Here is a 17,488-nt window from a genome sequence, read left to right as displayed (position 1 = left end):
ATATGGGCGAAAACCGGATGCATACCTCCCCGCTTACTTCTCCAGCATATTTTCTGCAAAAATTGCATAGCCACGGGATGGATCTGCCACAAAGACATGGGTGACTGCTCCGATCAGCTTTCCGTCCTGAAGGATTGGACTTCCGCTCATGCCCTGGACGATGCCGCCGGTCTTTTCAAGAAGATCCTGATCCTTCACCCGGATCACCATGCTTTTGTTTATATCGCGGTGACTCAGGTTGATTTTTTCTATCTCCACCGTATATTCTTTTACGCTGCCGTCAATCGAGCAGTAGATCGAAGCATTTCCCGTATGCACTTCCTGGCGGTACGCTGTCTGTACAAACGAATGGCCGGACAGTTCCTGCGGCATGGCATATAACATTCCTTTGATCCCGGTCTCGGAATTGGAGGTGATCGTCCCGAGAATCTGGTCATCCCGGTAATAGATCGTCCCGGAGAGTTCGCCCGGATTGCCTTTTTCTCCTTTCTTTACCGCTCCCACGCTTGCCCGGTACAGTTTTCCGTCCCGGATCTGCATCAGAAGCCCGGTGTCCACATCACTGATCCCGTGTCCTAATGCTCCATACTGTTTCTGCCCGTCCACATAGGTCATCGTGCCAAGTCCCTGTGTGTCATCCCGCACCCACACACCCAGTTTGCATCTGCCATTCTGCATGCAGACCGGCAAAATCTGACATTCTTTTTCGAATCCATTTCTTATAATAGTGAGTCTGATCCTTTTTCCCTGACTTTTTTCGACGATTTCCAGAATTTCTTCTTTTGTGGAAATTTCTTTTCCATCTGCTTTTACGATATAATCCCCCGATTTCAGTATTCCAAGGGAAGGTTCTCTTTCCATGCCATCTGCATCTGTCACGCTCCCGGTCCCGACAACCAAAATCCCTTTTGTTTTCATAAAAATACCGATCGTATTGCCGCCCGGGAGTACCTGCGGCAGCTCTTTTTGCTGTATTTCAACCGTTTTGAGCGGAACGAATCCCAGAAAAGAACACTGAATCTTGATCTTTTCTTCCGGGATTTTTGTATTTTCCGCAGAAACGGATGCATAGACAACCTCATCTTTTACCATACTTTGAAAAGGGAGCTTTATCGTATCGACATCCTCATAAGATGCCACATTCAGCTGATCTGGGATGCTGCTTTTCAGATACCAGAATCCGCCCGTCACAAGAAAAAAGAACAACAGCAAAAACATCGCCAGCGTGCGATAGATTGCCCTTGTTCTTTCTGTTATTTTTTTCTTTTTCACACACGGTCACCTCATCTTTCCCTGCCTCTGCGGCTGATTTTTGATTTGGTTCTAGTATGTGAAACTCAGATTCTTTTACTCTGGCTCATTCTGGAATCCGTGTCCTCTGGCATTTTTTGCCAGCTGACGCATCTCTTTTGCACTGTCAAGCACCATCTGCGTGATCTTTGCTCCGCCGAGGATCCTTGCCAGTTCGTCGATACTCTCTTTCTCATCCAGCTGCCGGATCGAGGTCTGGGTCTCGTTTTCGATAACCTTCTTTTCGATCATAAAATGCACATCTGCCATCGCTGCGATCTGTGCCAGATGCGTGATACAGATCACCTGATGGTTTCCGGCGATCAGTGCCAGCTTTTCGGATACCATCTGTGCAGTGCGTCCGCTGATACCGCTGTCGATCTCATCAAAGATCAGCGTCTCAACCTTCTCCTGGTCTGCCATCACGGATTTGACCGCCAGCATGATCCTAGAAAGCTCACCTCCGGATGCCGTATCCTGCACCGGACGCAGCGGCTGACCCGGATTGGTGGAAATCATAAAACACACTTCGTCCTGCCCAGATACCATATAATCTTCCAGCAGACGGAAATCGAGTTCAAACTGTACATCCAGAAAATTCAGATCCATCAGAGCCTGCTTCACCTGTTCTGTAAAACGCTGTGCCGCTTCCTTTCGGATGACAGTGAGGTTTTCTGCTTCTTTTTGCAGCTGTTTTTTGCAGGCGGCAAAACGGCTTTTTCGCTCCGCCAGGTATCCTTCGTAGTTTTCAAGTACTGCAAAACGCTGCTTCTTTTCTTCACAGTATGCCTGGATCTTCTCGATCGTATCACCGTATTTCGTCTTCAGATGGTTGATCAGATCAAGCCGCTCCTCTGTCTTTTTCAGCGTTTCTTCATCGACATCCAGCTCATCTGCATATCCGGAGATTTCCCGGTTAAAATCATTTAAAAGGCTGTCCACATCCATCAGTTGGTCATAAAGTGCCTTCAGATCCGAATCGTACTCTGACACGGATGCAAGGCTTCGAAGAGCACGCCCGATCGCTTCTGATGCTCCGCCGGATGCACAGAGCTGATGTGCCTCCAGGACCGATTCCAGGATCTCTTTTCCGTTTGCCAGTCTCTTATAATCGTCCTCCAGTGCCTCATCTTCCCCTTTTTGCAGGGCAGCTTCTTCGATCTCACCAATCTCAAAGCTTAAAAAATCCATCTCTTTTGCTCTGGTGGCATTGTCCAGCTGTGCCTGCTGCAGTTCCTTTTTCAGTTCGCCGTATTCCTGATAGCGGGCTTTATATTTTTCTTTTGCCAGAGCCAGCTTTTCTCCTGCAAAATCATCGAGCAGTTCCAGATGTTTGCGAATATGTAAAAGAGACTGATTCTCATGCTGACCATGGATGTCGATCAGCAGTGTACCGGCTTTTCTGACCATGGAAACCGGAACAGTCTCTCCATTGATCTTGCTGGTCGTCCGCCCCTTTGACAGCCGCCGGCTGATGATCACCTCACCATCTTCCACCGGGATCTCCAGCTCCAGAAGTGCCTGTCGCTGTTCTTCATTTTCAATCACAAAAACAAGCTCCGAAAGTGCATAATCTGCATCTTCCCTTGCAAACCCCTTAAAATTCTGCAAACCAAGGGCAACGGCGATCGAGCCGAGCAGAATGGATTTTCCCGCTCCTGTCTCACCGCTTAAGATATTCAGTCCCTTTCCGAGACTGATATCTGCCTCTTTGATCAGTGCCATGTTCTTCACATGAATATTTGCCAGCATATTACACTCCCATTTCTTTTAATTATGCAGCGGCGTACCGGCTGCAATGATCTTTTTTATCTTATCCATGACGATCAGTGTCTCATCTACGCTGCGGACAGCACACATGATTGTATCGTCCCCTGCGATACAGCCTGCGATCTCCGGCCATTTCATGGCATCAAGTGCCGCTGCCACTGCCATCGCCATACCTGCCACCGTCTTTACGACCAGTATATTCTGTGCCATATCCATCGCCACAAAGCCATCCCGCAGGATACGGAGATATTTTTCATTCATGCCCGTCTCGGTACCCTGCATCACTTTGTAAACCTGGCGGCCTCTGTCGTTGGTTACTTTTGTCAGCTTCATTTCCCGGATATCACGGGAAACGGTTGCCTGCGTCACCGGAAAGCCCTCTGCGTTGAGCTTTTCTGCCAGCTCTTCCTGTGTCTCTATGTCATCTCTGCTGATCAGATCCAGGATCTTTGCGTGTCTGTTGATCTTCACCCTTCATTTCCTCCTACTGGTCATTCATCTTGTTTCTCAGGACTTCAAGAAAACTGATGTTGTTTATCTTTATCAGTCGTGTCATACGGCTGGAACGGTAAATGCGGATACAGTCACCGATTCCCAGTTTGACACAGGTATCTCCGTCAAACGATGCGGCTGCCTCATCCCAGCCCGCGGTATGTCCGTGCAGCAGCTCCACCGTGATCTCCGCATCTGCCGGAAGCACGATGCTTCGTGTGTTAAGCGTGTGCGGTGCGATTGGCGTAAGCAGGATCAGAGAAGCCTCCGGGGAAACGATCGGTCCACCTGCCGAGAGGCTGTATCCGGTTGATCCGGTTGGCGTGGAGATGATGATGCCGTCCGCACTGTAAGAACGTAAAAACTCGCCATTGACATAAATATTAAAGTCAATGATCTGAAGCCTTCCGCTTCTTGCGATCACGATATCATTGAGTGCAAAATCCTGCAGCAGCTTTTTCTTGTGGCTGTAGGCACAGCCTTCGAGCATCATCCGGTCTTCGATCACCACGTTGTCATCGATCAGCCGGTCCAGTGCCTCTTCCATATTGTCACCGTCCACCTCTGCCAGATAGCCGAGTGTCCCTTTATTGACTCCGAGAAGCGGGATATTCCGCTCGATCATGTCTCTGGCCGCCTGTAAAAGCGTGCCGTCCCCGCCAACCACCAGAATACATTCGGTGTCATCCGGGATCAGATTCGCATTCGTATATTTATAAGAACGCAAGCTTTCTTTTCCCTGGCGTTCCTGTATGATGCACTGTTTTCCTCTGAAATTCAGATAGGCTTTGATCTCTTTTGCGATCTTTCCTTCCGGATCTTTCATACTGTTTGATATTACATAAAATCTGTCCATTCTTTATCCAGCCTTATTTATCAAGCGTTCCGTGTGCCTGTCCAACGACTGCATCCACATCCATGTCACCGTCTGTCATCTCGGTCCCTTCCGGCTTTTTCTGCAGATAGAGCAGATACTCAATGTTTCCTTCCGGTCCTTTGATCGGTGAAAAATCAAGTGCCAGCGGCTGCAGATACTGCTCTTTTGCAAAAACAATGACTTTTTCGATCACTTCTTTGTGAACGGCCGGATCACGCACCACGCCTTTTTTGCCGACTTTTTCTCTGCCTGCCTCAAACTGTGGTTTGATCAGACAGACGATCTGCCCATCCTGGCTTAAAAGATTCCGAACCGGAAGCAGTACCTTGGTCAGAGAAATAAAAGACACATCGATCGATGAAAAATCAACCGGCTCTTCGATATCTTCCGGTGTCACATAGCGGATGTTGGTCTTTTCCATGCAGACCACACGCTCATCGTTGCGAAGTTTCCAGTCCAGCTGTCCATGTCCGACATCCACAGAGTAGACTTTTACCGCTCCGTTCTGAAGCATACAGTCCGTAAATCCGCCTGTCGATGCACCAACATCCATGCAGACCTTTCCTTCCAGTTCCACGCCGAAATTTTTCATGGCTTTTTCCAGTTTCAGACCGCCACGGCTGACATAACGCAGTGTATTTCCACGCACTTCAATCTCTGCCGCACAGTCAAACATCGATCCGGCCTTGTCTTCTTTCTGTCCATTGACATAGACACAGCCTGCCATGATCACCGCTTTTGCTTTCTCTCTTGAAGCCGCATGCCCTCTCTGGACAAGCAGCACATCCAGTCTTTCTTTCATCTGTGCTCCTTTTTTGCAGCCGCTTTTAAAGTCCCATGGCTGCCGCAATTATTTTCTTTTCTATCGTTTCTGCATCAATACCGCATTCTTTTTTAAGGATTTCTACGTTTCCATGCTCGATATAAGCATCCGGCAGGGCAATGTTCATCACCTGCACATCGCTTCCAATCTCCTCGTAAAATTCTGATACATGCTCGCCGAATCCACCTTCCAGGACATTCTCTTCCAGTGTCACGATCAGCTTATGCTCTTTCGTCAGTGCAAGCAGACGCTCCTCGTCAAGCGGTTTTACAAAGCGTGCGTTGATCAGAGTACACTCAAAACCTTTGCGTTTCAGATTCTGACGCACTTCATGTGCTGTCTTTACCATGCTGCCGACTGCGATCAGGGCAATGCATTCTTCATCATAGAGCAATTCGCTTTTGCCGTATACGATCTTAGCACGATGCTCAGAAAGCCCGTCATAGGCTTCGCCCCTTGGATAACGCAGGGCGATTGGACCGTCAGAGGAAATTGCAAATTTCAGCATATCGGACAGCTCCCATTTGTTTTTTGGTGCCATCACGCACATATTCGGGATCAGAGATAAATAGGAGAGATCAAAAATCCCCTGATGCGTCTCTCCGTCACTGCCAACCAGACCTGCACGGTCAACTGCAAAGATCACATGCAGGTTCTGGATACAGACATCGTGCACGATCTGGTCAAAAGCACGCTGTAAAAAGGATGAATACACCGCCACGACCGGGATCATGCCGCCCGCTGCCAGACCGGCCGCAAAGGTCACTGCATGCTGTTCTGCGATCCCCACATCAAAGAAACGCTCCGGAAAGACATTTTTAAACCGTTTCAGTCCGGTTCCGTCCGGCATTGCTGCCGTGATTGCCACAAGATTCTCCTGCCTCTCCCCCATTTTTCGCATAACGGTCGCAAACACATCCGTATAGTTGGCTTTTGTCCGCTTATGGAGCGGAAGTCCGGTGGCAATGTCAAACGGCTCTGCCCCATGGAATCTCGCCGGATGACGTTCCGCTGGTGCATATCCTCTGCCTTTCTGCGTCAGTATATGAAGAAGCACCGGTCCGTTCACCTTGCGTGCCTCCTTAAAAGCACGCACCAGTCTGCCGATATCGTGTCCATCGATCGGCCCTAAGTAAGTCAGCCCCATCTCTTCAAACCACATCCCCGGAATAAACAGCTGTTTAATCCCGCTTTTTGTCTTTTTGATCCTGCGGACCACGCGGTCGCCGTAAACCGGGATTTTTTTTAATGTATCCGAAACGCCCTGTTTTAATTCCTGATAGGCATCGTTTGTGCGAAGTTTGCCGAGATAGTCCGACATTCCGCCGACGTTCTCCGAAATCGACATATTGTTGTCATTTAATACAATGATAAAATTGCTTTTCAGCCTGGCAGCATTGTTCATCGCCTCGTATGCCATGCCGCCGGTCAGAGATCCATCTCCGATCACCGAGATCACGGAATAATCTTCTCCCTGCAGATCTCTTGCCGCCACATACCCAAGCCCTGCCGATATGGAGGTCGAGCTGTGTCCTGTATCAAAACTGTCACAGCTGCTCTCACAGCGTTTCGGGAAACCGCTCATCCCCCCGAATTTACGCAGATTTGCAAAATTCTCTCTGCGGCCAGTCAGCAGTTTATGTGTGTAAGCCTGGTGTCCGACATCCCATATCATCTTATCTTTTGGAAGATCAAACACCAGATGCATCGCCATGGTAAGTTCCACCACACCAAGGTTCGATGCCAGATGTCCTCCGCTCTCACTGATCGTGCGGATCAGGAACTCTCGGATCTCATCTGCAAGCAGTGGCAGCTCTTCCTTTTTCAGATTTTTGATATCATTCGGATGATTTATCTTCTCTAATACCATAGTCAATCGCTCCTTATTTTTTCCGGTTGACCAGCATCAGCACCAGCTCTTCCAGAAAATCATTTTTTCGGCCAAGCGACTGTAAGGCAGAAACTGCACGTTTTGAAATCTCTTCCACATCGCTCTTTGCTTTTTCGATCCCTTCGATCGTCACGTAAGTAGTCTTGTCATTTTTCTCATCGCTGAATACCGGCTTGCCAAGCTCGTCCGTCGTGCTTGTGACATCTAAAATGTCATCCCGGATCTGAAATGCCAGCCCGATATCTCTTGCGGAATCTTCGATCACTTTTATTTCTGCCTCCGATGCCCCGGCCAGTGCCGCACCGACCATCATGGACGCTTCGATCAGAGCACTTGTTTTCAGACGGTAAATAAAATCCAGTTTCTCTCTGGAAATCTCTCTGCCTGCAGCTTCCACATCCACGCACTGACCGCCAAGCATCCCGTAAATCCCTGTCTTTTTCGTCAGAATCTGCAGTGCTTTCCCGATCGCCGGATTGCCCGGTTCGATCTCAAAGGCACGCACTGCCGTCTCATAGGCATAATTGAGCAGTGCATCGCCTGCCAGGATTGCCATCGCTTCCCCATATACAATGTGCGTTGTCCTGCGGCCTCTGCGGTACTCGTCGTTATCCAGTGCCGGGAGATCATCGTGGATCAGTGAGTGGGTATGTATCATCTCCATCGCTGCCATAAAAGGCTCGATGATCTGCCCTTCTCCGCCAAACATCCGGTAAGTCTCCAGCATCAGAAGCGGCCGGAGGCGTTTGCCTCCCGCACGCATACTGTAATTCATCGCCTCAAGAACCGTTTTCTGAAATCCTTCTTCTTTCGGAAGATAGTATTCCAGAATCCCGGTGATCTTTTCCTGGCGTTTTTCCATCTCCAGATTAAAATTCATCTGCTTCTCCCTCTTCATTCAAAACAAGAATTTTCTTTTCTACGGTATCAATCTGCTGATTGCAGAACTTTATAAGCTCTATGCCTTCCTGATATCCCAGAAAAGAATCCTCCAGTGTTGTATCTTTCTTCTCCAGTTTCTGGATGATCTCATCCAGACGCAGAAATGCTTCTTCCAGTGTCCGTTCTTTTTCTTTCTTTTCTGTACTTTCTGTCTGTTTTGCCATCTTTACACCTCACCTGCATCCTGCTTGTCTTTCTGAATATCCGTTACCTTCGCCTGCAGCCGTCCGTCCGATACATACACACAGATCGTGTCCCCCTTTTTGACCTGCCCGGTCTGTGTGATCTTCCTGCCGTGTACGTCCGCAGTATAAGAATAGCCCTGCCCCAGCTTTTCAAGCGGAGACAGTCCCTTTAACTTTTCGATATAAATCTGCATCCGGTGCCTGCTGTCCCTGTATTTTTCCCGCATCAGCACCTGCAGACGCTGCCTGTCATACTCCATCTCCTGTCTGGACAACGCAAGCTTCTGCTGCATGGCCTCCGCCAGATCTTCCTGTGCCCTTGCAAGACGCATTTTCTGATCCTGAAGCTTCTCCTGCGGTCCTAAAAGGGAGAGGATTTTCTCTCTTCTTGCCAGCTCATCCCTTTTATCCTGCACTTTTCTGGTTACAGCCTCAAAGAGCCGGCTCTTCTGGCGGTATAACTCGCCCTGGAGGGCTGAAATATCCGCAACTGCAAGCTCAGCTGCCGCCGATGGCGTCGGAGCACGCAAATCTGCCACATAATCTGCGATTGTAGTGTCCGTCTCATGACCTACCGCTGAGATCACCGGGGTATTGCAGGAAAAGATCGCTCTTGCCGTTTCTTCTTCATTAAATGCCCAGAGATCCTCGATCGAGCCACCGCCACGCCCGGCGATAATCACATCAACGCCATACGCATCCAGCATGGCAATGCCTTTTGCCACACTTTCTGCGGCACCTTCGCCCTGCACCAGTGCCGGATAGAGGATGATCTGAATACCCGGATTGCGTCTTCTGGAAATCTGAATGATATCCCGCACAGCGGCACCGGTCGGTGCTGTCACAACTCCCAGTTTCTTCACAAAGGGCGGAATTGGTTTCTTATAAACGGGATCAAACATCCCCATCTCTTCTAATTCTGCTTTCAGTGCCTCAAACTTCTCATAGAGAAGTCCGGCACCGTCTAACAGAATCCTGGATGCATAGAGCTGATATGTGCCGTCTCTTTCATAAACACTGATGTTGCCAAGCACAAGAACCTGCTGACCGTTTTTCATGCCAAAAGCCAGTCCCTTTCTGGCACTGGCAAACATGACACAGGAAATCGTTCCGCTCTCATCTTTCAGCGAAAAATAGATGTGTCCCGATGTATGATATTTACAGTTTGAGACTTCTCCTTTCATGTAAATGCTCCGCAGCACCACATCCTGTGTAAACATGGACTTGATGTAGGCATTTACCTGTCTCACAGTATAGACATTCTGCACGCACCCACCTCTTTTGTCATCCGGCAGTCAAGGGCTCTTTATACCAGTTTAGCCAGAACGCCGTTAATAAATGCAGAAGAGGTATCGCCTCCGAAAATTTTGGCAAGCTCAACTGCTTCGTTGATCGCAACTCCCTGTGGGATATCGTCATCATACTTCATCTCATAGACTGCAAGACGCAGCAGAGTAAGCTCTACTTTCCCCATACGGTCTGTTCTCCAGCCCTTTGCCGCTTCATTGATCTGCCCGTCAATCTGTTCCAGATTTTCTTTGATCTTCTCATATTTTTTTCTGATATAAGTAAGGTCTTCCTGTTTTGCATCGGAAATCCCTTCGTAATACATCATTTCCTGCTGTTCAAGCTCCTCTTCCTTATAGAACTCTGTCAGAAAGAGTAATTTAAAAATATGTTCTCGTTCCTCTCGTCTAGTCACTTTTTCCTCCGCTGTCTTTAAAAGAAAACGTAAAAAATCCGATCACCATCCGGAGTTTAAGTACGCCTTGGGAACGGACTTTTACGCTGCTTTTAAGCTGTTTTATTTTTCTTTTGATATGCTTACATTTGCAATCTGGATATCAACCTTCTCTACTTCAAGACCGGTCATATTCTCGATCGCTGCTTTTACCTTTTCCTGAACCTTTTTGCAGGTCTTCGGTACGCTGTATCCATATGCAATGTTGAGTGCCACATTTACATTTACAATACCGTCTTCTACCTTTACACGGATCCCTTTTGACAGGCTCTTCTTGCCCAGTTTGCTGACCAGTTCGTTTGTGATATTGCCTGCCATGCTGGCAACGCCCTCTACTTCTGTGGCAGCCAGTCCTGCGATGATCGCCACAACTTCATCTGCGATCTGAACCTGTCCCATGTTTCCGTTTTCCAGTGTATATCCGGTCTGATTTTCATCTTTTTCCATGATGTAAACCCTCCTGTCTTAGAATTCTTTGCATCTATCGCTATTATAACACCCGAAAGGTATTTTGAAAAGCTTTTTTAGTTTCTTCCAAACTCGGTCAGCACCAGACCTTCGTTTCGATCCAGTGTCATTCCGATGCTCCAGGAATTTACCCACAGAAGCAGCGGATTGCCCTTTAAGTCTTTGATCTTCTTCATATCGGATGTTCCGACCAGCTTGTTGAGGTCGATATCCTTGTTCTCGATCCAGCGGATGTACTCATACGGAAGGGTTTCCATACGGATCTCCACGTTGTATTCATTCTCCAGGCGGTACTTCAGCACCTCAAACTGCAGCACGCCGACAACGCCGACGATGATCTCTTCCATACCGGTATTGTACTCCTGGAAGATCTGGATCGCTCCTTCCTGTGCGATCTGCGTGATCCCTTTGACGAACTGTTTTCTCTTCATCGTATCGACCTGACGCACTCTCGCAAAATGCTCCGGTGCAAACGTCGGAATGCCCTCGTAGGCAAATTTTTTGCCCGGCATACAGATCGTATCTCCGATGGAAAAGATGCCCGGATCAAACACACCGATGATGTCACCTGCATAGGCCTTGTCCACGATATGACGCTCCTGTGCCATCATCTGCTGCGGCTGGGAAAGACGCTGCTTACGGTTTCCCTGCACATGGTAAACTTCCATACCGGCATCAAATTCTCCGGAACAGATTCGCATAAATGCAATACGGTCACGGTGAGCCTTGTTCATATTTGCCTGGATCTTAAATACAAAAGCAGAAAAATCCTCTTTGATCGGATCGATCACGCCGATATCTGCCGTTCTCGGAAGCGGCGAAGTTGTCATCTTCAGGAAATGTTTCAGGAAAATCTCCACTCCGAAGTTTGTCAGGGCAGAACCGAAAAACACCGGGGAGAGTTCTCCTTTGCTGACCAGCTCCTGGTCAAATTCTGCACTTGCACCGTCCAGAAGCTCGATCTCTTCGAGCAGCTGTGCTTTCTGATCACTTGTCACGATCTCATCGATCTCCGGAGAATCCAGCGGGATCTCTCTTGTCTCACCCTCTTTGGTACCCTTCTCTGTATCGGTAAAGACGGTGATCTTCTGGCTTCCACGCTCATAGACACCTTTGAAATTCTTTCCGGAACCGATCGGCCAGTTGATCGGGCAGGTCGCAATGCCAAGCTCCTTTTCGATATCATCGAGCAGATCGAAGGTATCATTGGCATCACGGTCCATTTTATTGATAAAAGTAAAAATCGGAATATGACGCATCACACAGACTTTAAACAGCTTTCTGGTCTGTGCCTCTACACCCTTGGAAGCATCAATGACCATGACTGCAGAATCTGCTGCCATCAGCGTACGGTACGTATCCTCTGAGAAGTCCTGATGACCCGGTGTGTCCAGGATGTTGATACAAAAACCATCATAATTAAACTGCAGCACGGAGGAAGTTACCGAAATACCTCTTTCTTTTTCAATTTCCATCCAGTCTGAGACTGCATGGCGTGCCGTTGCCTTTCCCTTTACAGAACCTGCCAGATTGATGGCACCTCCGTACAGCAGGAATTTCTCTGTCAACGTTGTTTTTCCGGCATCCGGATGCGAAATGATCGCAAAAGTTCTTCTTCTTTTAATTTCACTTGCTATATCAGCCACTGTGCTTCCTCCATGTTCTTTGTTCTATTGATCTGTTTTATCCTATAAGATTGCTTATTTCAGTAAATCTGAAACTTACAATCCACTTTCACTGCCTGCTCACGAATGCAGCTGCTTCACGAGCTGTATTCAAACAATCGCTATTTTAACAAGCAAGTTTCAAGCTGTCAAGCAAGCGGCCATACTTTTCCCATTTCCTGTGCAATCTCTTTTATCTTCTCCAGAGAATAACCGGTATACCGCATGATTTTATCGGTCGGTTCCGCTTCCCGGATCATCATCTGTGCAAGGTTATGGCTCTTCTGTTCTATTCCAGACTCGATTCCACGCTCTATTCCCTGCTCTATTCCACGTTCTATTACCAAGTCTGATAAATTACACATAAGGTTCATCTCCTTTTAGCTCATTGATATTCCTTTTCAGGTCTTTTTCTATCTGACATATCATTTCTTTTGCTTCTTCCCGGCTGATCTGTTTCTTGTCAAAATCCTGATATCTTGCATAAATTTTCTGAAATGGATATGCTTTTTCATTGAGATGTATTCCTACTGGGATCAGATAATCGTACTTACACAGTTCTTCTATCGGAGAAGAACACTGGTAGCGTGTGATGTCATCTTCTTGCATCAGAATATCCAGTACCCACTTCTCGATTTTTCCGGAAGGATGCAATCCTGCGGAACGGACATACATTTCTGTTTCTTCTTCTCCCATATATTCAAGAAGTTGTGTAACTCCACTGTTTTTTCGATCCAGAAGCAGTATCTTGATTGGTTCTTTTTTCTGGATGTATTTTTTAATATCTTCTTTCTGATATTCATATTCCAGGCTGTCAATCGCTTTTTCCAGTCCGGCATTAATTTCTTCCTGGTTGAAAACAGTTCTCATATCCTTAGCAATCTGAATCGCAGCTGCTTTTACATAATAATCATTGCTATGCTCTAACATATAGAAAAGACGATCAAATCCTTTCTTCCCTCTTGCCAGAATTTTATTTTCCTCATAAAACAGTCTTACCCAGGTCTTTTTTTCTTCTGCCTCCATTGTTTCTGCAAAACGAAGATACGCGTTCATACTTCTTTCGTTCCATGAAAAACAATTTACCCATACATCAAAAAAACTTAAGACGGCATATCCCCGCACCAATATCCTTTCATCTTCCATCAAATCACGCAGACGGTTCAGACTTCCCCTAGTTCTTCCAATACAGAGGGAATCAACTGCATGAACACATACCAATTCAGCCTTATCATAAGTCATACGATACAGCAGGCTTTCATTTTCGATACTATACCATCCTACCAGAATTTTCACTGCTGTCCACCGGACATCCTGTTTTCTGCTTTGGAGACATTTCCGCAAAAAACCCATCTCTTTTTCATTCAAGATCAGATATTTATCATCCAATTCTTCGATTCTTTTTATTTTTGTTTTTATCACGGTATCCCCCTATTCCCATCTGTCGTTTATGATTTTATTATCCCTTTTTCCTTCATCTCCAAAGGAAATACCGGATACATGATCAATTTTTCGTCTGCTTTTGTCAGCCATTCTTTCATTTCCGGGCTATAGATCAAGATTCTTCTTGCATGTCCACAAGTATATTCATATGTTGCGTTGATATGTCCCCAGTTTCCCAGTTTTTCCGTATCCAGATAAATATTATGAAATCCCCGGTCTGGTTCTTTTTGAACCCGCACTTTTTTACAGCGGCTGCATGCTTCTGTTGTCCGGTAGCTTTCACATTGAAATGCTCCCTTTTCCAGTACATTTTCTGCTGTAAACTGATACCCTGCAACTTTTTTCAAAATTCCGCTATAATATGCCGGAATAAAATTCTTCTCGGAAATTCCTTTTTCTACAAGATATTCATACATTGGAATAGTAGCAAACATATCCAACTGTCCTGGTCGGGTAAATACTGCCTTTCTTCTGTTCAGATCCTCCAGTTGCTTTTTCTTTTTAAAGGTATATTCTCTGTTCTGGAAAAAAGTTTCACACTCCGGACACAGACTTTCATATTCCTTTTTCTCATTTTCTTCAAATTCATATCCTGCCAGATCAATATAATATCCGATTGCATTTTTCTCTTCTTCCGGTGTATACTCCGGCATATAAGAGCACCAGATATCCGGTTCTATGATATCCAGTAATTCATCGTCATCTTCTTCGGAATCTTCATCGTACTGAAATACCTGGTCAATTTCTTTCTGTAATTCCACAAGTTCTCTGTAGATGGCTTCCTCAATGTCCACGGTAAACGCATATCTTTCCATGGAACTGTACAGTTTCTCTGCCTTACATCCCAGCTTTTGCATCAAATCTATTACTTTCTGCGTGTAAATGGATTCATCTTCCTTATCAATATCAATTCTGAATTTTGCGTATACTTTCATTTGTTTTTTCTCCTCTAACATTTTTCATGAAACTGTAAATGATTCGCTTTTCTTTTCCAGATCTGCTTCTATCTGGCATATCATCTCTTTTGCTTCTTCCCGGCTGACCTGTTTCTTATCAAAATCCTGATATCCTGTATAAATTCTCTGAAATGGATATGCTTTTTCATCGAGATGGATTCCTATCGGAACGAGGTAATCATACTTACACAATTCTTCTATCGGTGAGGAACACTGGTAACGTGTGATGTCATCTTCTTTCAGCAGAATGTCCAGTACCCACTTCTCAATTTTTCCAGAAGGCTGTAATCCTGCGGAACGGACATACATGTCTGTCTCTTCCTCTCCCATGTATTCCAGAAGCTGGGTGACTCCACTGTTTTCCTGATCCAGAAGCAGTATCTTGATCGGTTCTTTTGTCTGGATGTATTTTTTAATATCTTCTTTCTGATACTCATACTCCAGGCTGTCAATCGCTTTTTCCAGTCCGGCATTGATTTCTTCTTGATTAAAAATGCTTCTCATATCCTTCGCAATCTGAATTGCAGATGCTTTTACATAATAATCACTGCTGTGCTCTAATATATAAAAAAGCTTTTCAAATCCTTTCTTTCCTCTTGCCTGAATCTTATTTTTCTCATAAAACAACCTTACCCAGGTCTTTTTTTCTTCTGATTCCATTGTTTCTGCAAAACGCAGATACGCTTTCATGCTTCTTTCGTTCCACGAAAAACAGTTCACCCACACCTGAAAAAAACTCAAAACGGCATACCCCCGCACCCGACTCCTTTTATCTGCCATCAGATCACGCAGACGGCTCAGACTTCTCCTTGTTCTCCCTATACAAAGAGAATCTGTTGCATCAACACATACCAATTCTGCTTTGTCATATGTCAGGTTATAGAGAAGCCGTTCATTCTCCGGTGTATACCAGCCAACCAGAATTTCTGCTGCCGTCCACCGGACATCCTGTTTTCTGCTTTTAAGGCATTTCCGCAAAAACTTCATCTCTTTTTCATTCAGGATCAGATATTTATCATTTAATTCTTCGATTCTTTTTATTTTTGTTTTTCTCACGGTGCTTTTCTCACATTTCCGTATATGATTTATTTTTACTTGTATACAATCTAATTTCTTCTCACATTACCACTAGAAATGATTTTCCTTTTCCAGATCTGCTTCTATCCTGCATATCATTTCTTTTGCTTCTTCCCGGCTAATCTGTTTCTTATCAAAATCCTGATATCCTGTATAAATTCTCTGAAATGGATATGCCTTTTCATCGAGATGAATTCCTACCGGAACAAGGTAATCATACTTACACAGTTCTTCTATCGGAGAGGAACACTGGTAACGTGTGATGTCATCTTCTTTCAGTAGGATATCCAGTACCCACTTCTCAATCTTTCCGGAAGGATGCAGTCCTGCAGAACGGACATACATTTCTGTCTCTTCCTCTCCCATGTATTCCAGAAGCTGTGTGACTCCGCTGTTTGTCTGATCCAGAAGCAGGATTTTGATTGGTTCTTTTGTCTGAATGTATTTTTTAATATCTTCTTTCTGATACTCATATTCCAGGCTGTCAATCGCTTTTTCCAGTCCGGCATTGATTTCTTCCTGATTAAAAATGCTTCTCATATCCTTAGCGATCTGAATTGCGGATGCTTTTACGTAATGATTGCTTCCATGCTTTAATATATAAAAAAGTTTTTCAAATCCTTTCTTTCCTCTCGCACGGATTTTATTTTGCTCATAGAAAAGTTTTACCCAGGTCTTGTTTTCTTCCGCCTCCATGGTTTCTTCAAAACACAGATACGCTCTCATACTCTTTTCATTCCATGAAAAACAGTTCACCCATACCTGAAAAAAACTTGCAACTGCATATCCCCGCACCAATGTCCTTTCATCTTCCATCAGGTCACGCAGACGGCTCAGGCTTCTTCTGGTTCTTCCTATGCAGAGTGCATCTGCTGCCTCAACACATACCAGTTCTGCTTTATCATACGTCAGATTATAAAGAAGCCGTTCATTTTCCGGTGTATACCATCCAACCAGAATTTCTGCTGCCGTCCACCGGACATCCTGTTTTCTGCTTTTGAGACATTTCCGCAAAAACTTCATCTCTTTTTCATTCATGATCAGGTATTTATCATTTAATTCTTCAATTCTTTTTATTTTTGTTTTTATCACTGTGTCCCCTATTCCCACATATAGTTATGATTCTATTATTCCTATGATGCCTTCTATTATTTTTTATAGGACTACAAAAATCAAAAATCTTCGTAGCCCCATATTTTTAAATCAAACGGCAGTATTCTCTCTCTACCTTGCCTTCATCTGAAGTAACATATTGCAAGATACCACCTTTTTCATTGAAAATCATGCTAAAATCCAACTCTTCAAGATACTTTTCTACATACACGGCTAATGTTTTCATTTCTCCTGCATAAAAGCAATCTTTAAACCAGCCATTACTTCCAATCATATAACCCTGAACTTTGTTGTCTGCTTTTTTCAACTCATTCTTAAATTCTTTTTCAGATATCGCTTTTACTGTATTTTTGTTTAATATTTCCGGTCTTTTCGCCAAAAATTCCCAAAAAGCTTCTTTTTCATTTTTACGATATCCCTGCTTTAATTTTTTCCTGCATCGTTCCTGATATTGGGAAATTATATACCTTTGAAGTACAAATTTCTCTGCTTCCTCATCCCTAATACAAAGCAAAACTTCACCCTCTTTTATCCATTTTTCCAGAGGATATCCACAATAAAACAGTGCCAGCATTTCTTCACTGTTTTTACAGAAATAATCTTTATCAACATGAAGCATGTAGCATTTTTTCTTTTCAATCCACGTAATGCTTATTTCATATAATTTTGTTTTTCCGTAAATCAAGCCTGCAAATAAAAAGTCAAGGCTAAATTGAAGAACATTGAAAATTTTATACAGGTTGAAAATTAGGTATC

General features: G+C 45.0%; 18 protein-coding genes. All 18 read right to left on the bottom strand.

The window, feature by feature from the left end; all coding sequences use genetic code 11:
- Positions 1 to 33 precede the first annotated feature (33 nt).
- Positions 34 to 1,272, bottom strand: a complete 1,239-nt coding sequence (gene spoIVB, locus GPK60_RS02255) for a SpoIVB peptidase (RefSeq protein ID WP_215658767.1) — start codon at positions 1,270 to 1,272, stop codon at positions 34 to 36.
- Between the two features lie 75 nt (positions 1,273 to 1,347).
- On the bottom strand, positions 1,348 to 3,042 hold the full coding sequence (gene recN / locus GPK60_RS02250) for a DNA repair protein RecN (protein WP_215658766.1): 1,695 nt from the start codon (positions 3,040 to 3,042) through the stop codon (positions 1,348 to 1,350).
- An 18-nt stretch (positions 3,043 to 3,060) separates the two neighbouring features.
- On the bottom strand, positions 3,061 to 3,531 hold the full coding sequence (gene argR, locus GPK60_RS02245) for an arginine repressor (RefSeq protein WP_022119922.1): 471 nt from the start codon (positions 3,529 to 3,531) through the stop codon (positions 3,061 to 3,063).
- 13 nt (positions 3,532 to 3,544) lie between these two features.
- Complete coding sequence (locus GPK60_RS02240; protein ID WP_022119921.1) at positions 3,545 to 4,408, bottom strand: NAD(+)/NADH kinase; 864 nt, start codon at positions 4,406 to 4,408, stop codon at positions 3,545 to 3,547.
- 13 nt (positions 4,409 to 4,421) lie between these two features.
- A complete protein-coding gene (locus tag GPK60_RS02235; protein ID WP_022119920.1) occupies positions 4,422 to 5,231 on the bottom strand; it encodes a TlyA family RNA methyltransferase in 810 nt (269 codons plus the stop codon).
- Between the two features lie 25 nt (positions 5,232 to 5,256).
- Entirely contained in the window at positions 5,257 to 7,122 is a 1,866-nt protein-coding gene (gene dxs, locus GPK60_RS02230) for a 1-deoxy-D-xylulose-5-phosphate synthase (protein WP_147631791.1), read from the bottom strand.
- A 13-nt stretch (positions 7,123 to 7,135) separates the two neighbouring features.
- Entirely contained in the window at positions 7,136 to 8,023 is an 888-nt protein-coding gene (locus GPK60_RS02225) for a polyprenyl synthetase family protein (RefSeq protein WP_022119918.1), read from the bottom strand.
- On the bottom strand, positions 8,013 to 8,249 hold the full coding sequence (xseB, locus tag GPK60_RS02220; protein ID WP_022119917.1) for an exodeoxyribonuclease VII small subunit: 237 nt from the start codon (positions 8,247 to 8,249) through the stop codon (positions 8,013 to 8,015). The genes GPK60_RS02225 and xseB overlap by 11 nt, the downstream gene beginning before the upstream one ends.
- A gap of 2 nt (positions 8,250 to 8,251) precedes the next feature.
- A complete protein-coding gene (gene xseA, locus GPK60_RS02215) occupies positions 8,252 to 9,520 on the bottom strand; it encodes an exodeoxyribonuclease VII large subunit (protein ID WP_330593561.1) in 1,269 nt (422 codons plus the stop codon).
- A 56-nt stretch (positions 9,521 to 9,576) separates the two neighbouring features.
- Positions 9,577 to 9,972, bottom strand: a complete 396-nt coding sequence (gene nusB, locus GPK60_RS02210) for a transcription antitermination factor NusB (RefSeq protein WP_147631790.1) — start codon at positions 9,970 to 9,972, stop codon at positions 9,577 to 9,579.
- Positions 9,973 to 10,074: 102 nt separating this feature from the next.
- On the bottom strand, positions 10,075 to 10,458 hold the full coding sequence (locus GPK60_RS02205) for an Asp23/Gls24 family envelope stress response protein (RefSeq protein ID WP_022119914.1): 384 nt from the start codon (positions 10,456 to 10,458) through the stop codon (positions 10,075 to 10,077).
- Positions 10,459 to 10,535: 77 nt separating this feature from the next.
- Complete coding sequence (locus tag GPK60_RS02200; protein WP_215658765.1) at positions 10,536 to 12,125, bottom strand: peptide chain release factor 3; 1,590 nt, start codon at positions 12,123 to 12,125, stop codon at positions 10,536 to 10,538.
- Between the two features lie 167 nt (positions 12,126 to 12,292).
- Positions 12,293 to 12,508, bottom strand: coding sequence for a hypothetical protein (locus tag GPK60_RS02195; RefSeq protein ID WP_215658764.1), 216 nt, complete (start codon positions 12,506 to 12,508; stop codon positions 12,293 to 12,295).
- Positions 12,501 to 13,565: a hypothetical protein gene (locus GPK60_RS02190; protein WP_215658763.1), complete on the bottom strand. Its 1,065-nt coding sequence runs from the start codon at positions 13,563 to 13,565 to the stop codon at positions 12,501 to 12,503. The genes GPK60_RS02195 and GPK60_RS02190 overlap by 8 nt, the downstream gene beginning before the upstream one ends.
- A gap of 26 nt (positions 13,566 to 13,591) precedes the next feature.
- Complete coding sequence (locus GPK60_RS02185) at positions 13,592 to 14,521, bottom strand: hypothetical protein (RefSeq protein WP_215658762.1); 930 nt, start codon at positions 14,519 to 14,521, stop codon at positions 13,592 to 13,594.
- 24 nt (positions 14,522 to 14,545) lie between these two features.
- Positions 14,546 to 15,598, bottom strand: coding sequence for a hypothetical protein (locus GPK60_RS02180; RefSeq protein ID WP_215658761.1), 1,053 nt, complete (start codon positions 15,596 to 15,598; stop codon positions 14,546 to 14,548).
- A gap of 72 nt (positions 15,599 to 15,670) precedes the next feature.
- Positions 15,671 to 16,711, bottom strand: coding sequence for a HEAT repeat domain-containing protein (locus GPK60_RS02175; protein WP_173866552.1), 1,041 nt, complete (start codon positions 16,709 to 16,711; stop codon positions 15,671 to 15,673).
- Positions 16,712 to 16,817: 106 nt separating this feature from the next.
- A partial coding sequence (locus tag GPK60_RS02170; protein ID WP_215658760.1) for a hypothetical protein occupies positions 16,818 to 17,488 on the bottom strand: 671 nt, incomplete at its 5' end.

The organism is Ruminococcus sp. MCC718 (genome assembly GCF_018783905.1).
GTDB lineage: Bacteria > Bacillota > Clostridia > Lachnospirales > Lachnospiraceae > Hominisplanchenecus > Hominisplanchenecus faecis.
Note: the sequence above shows the minus strand (reverse complement) of the source record. Positions and strands in the feature narration are given on the sequence as shown.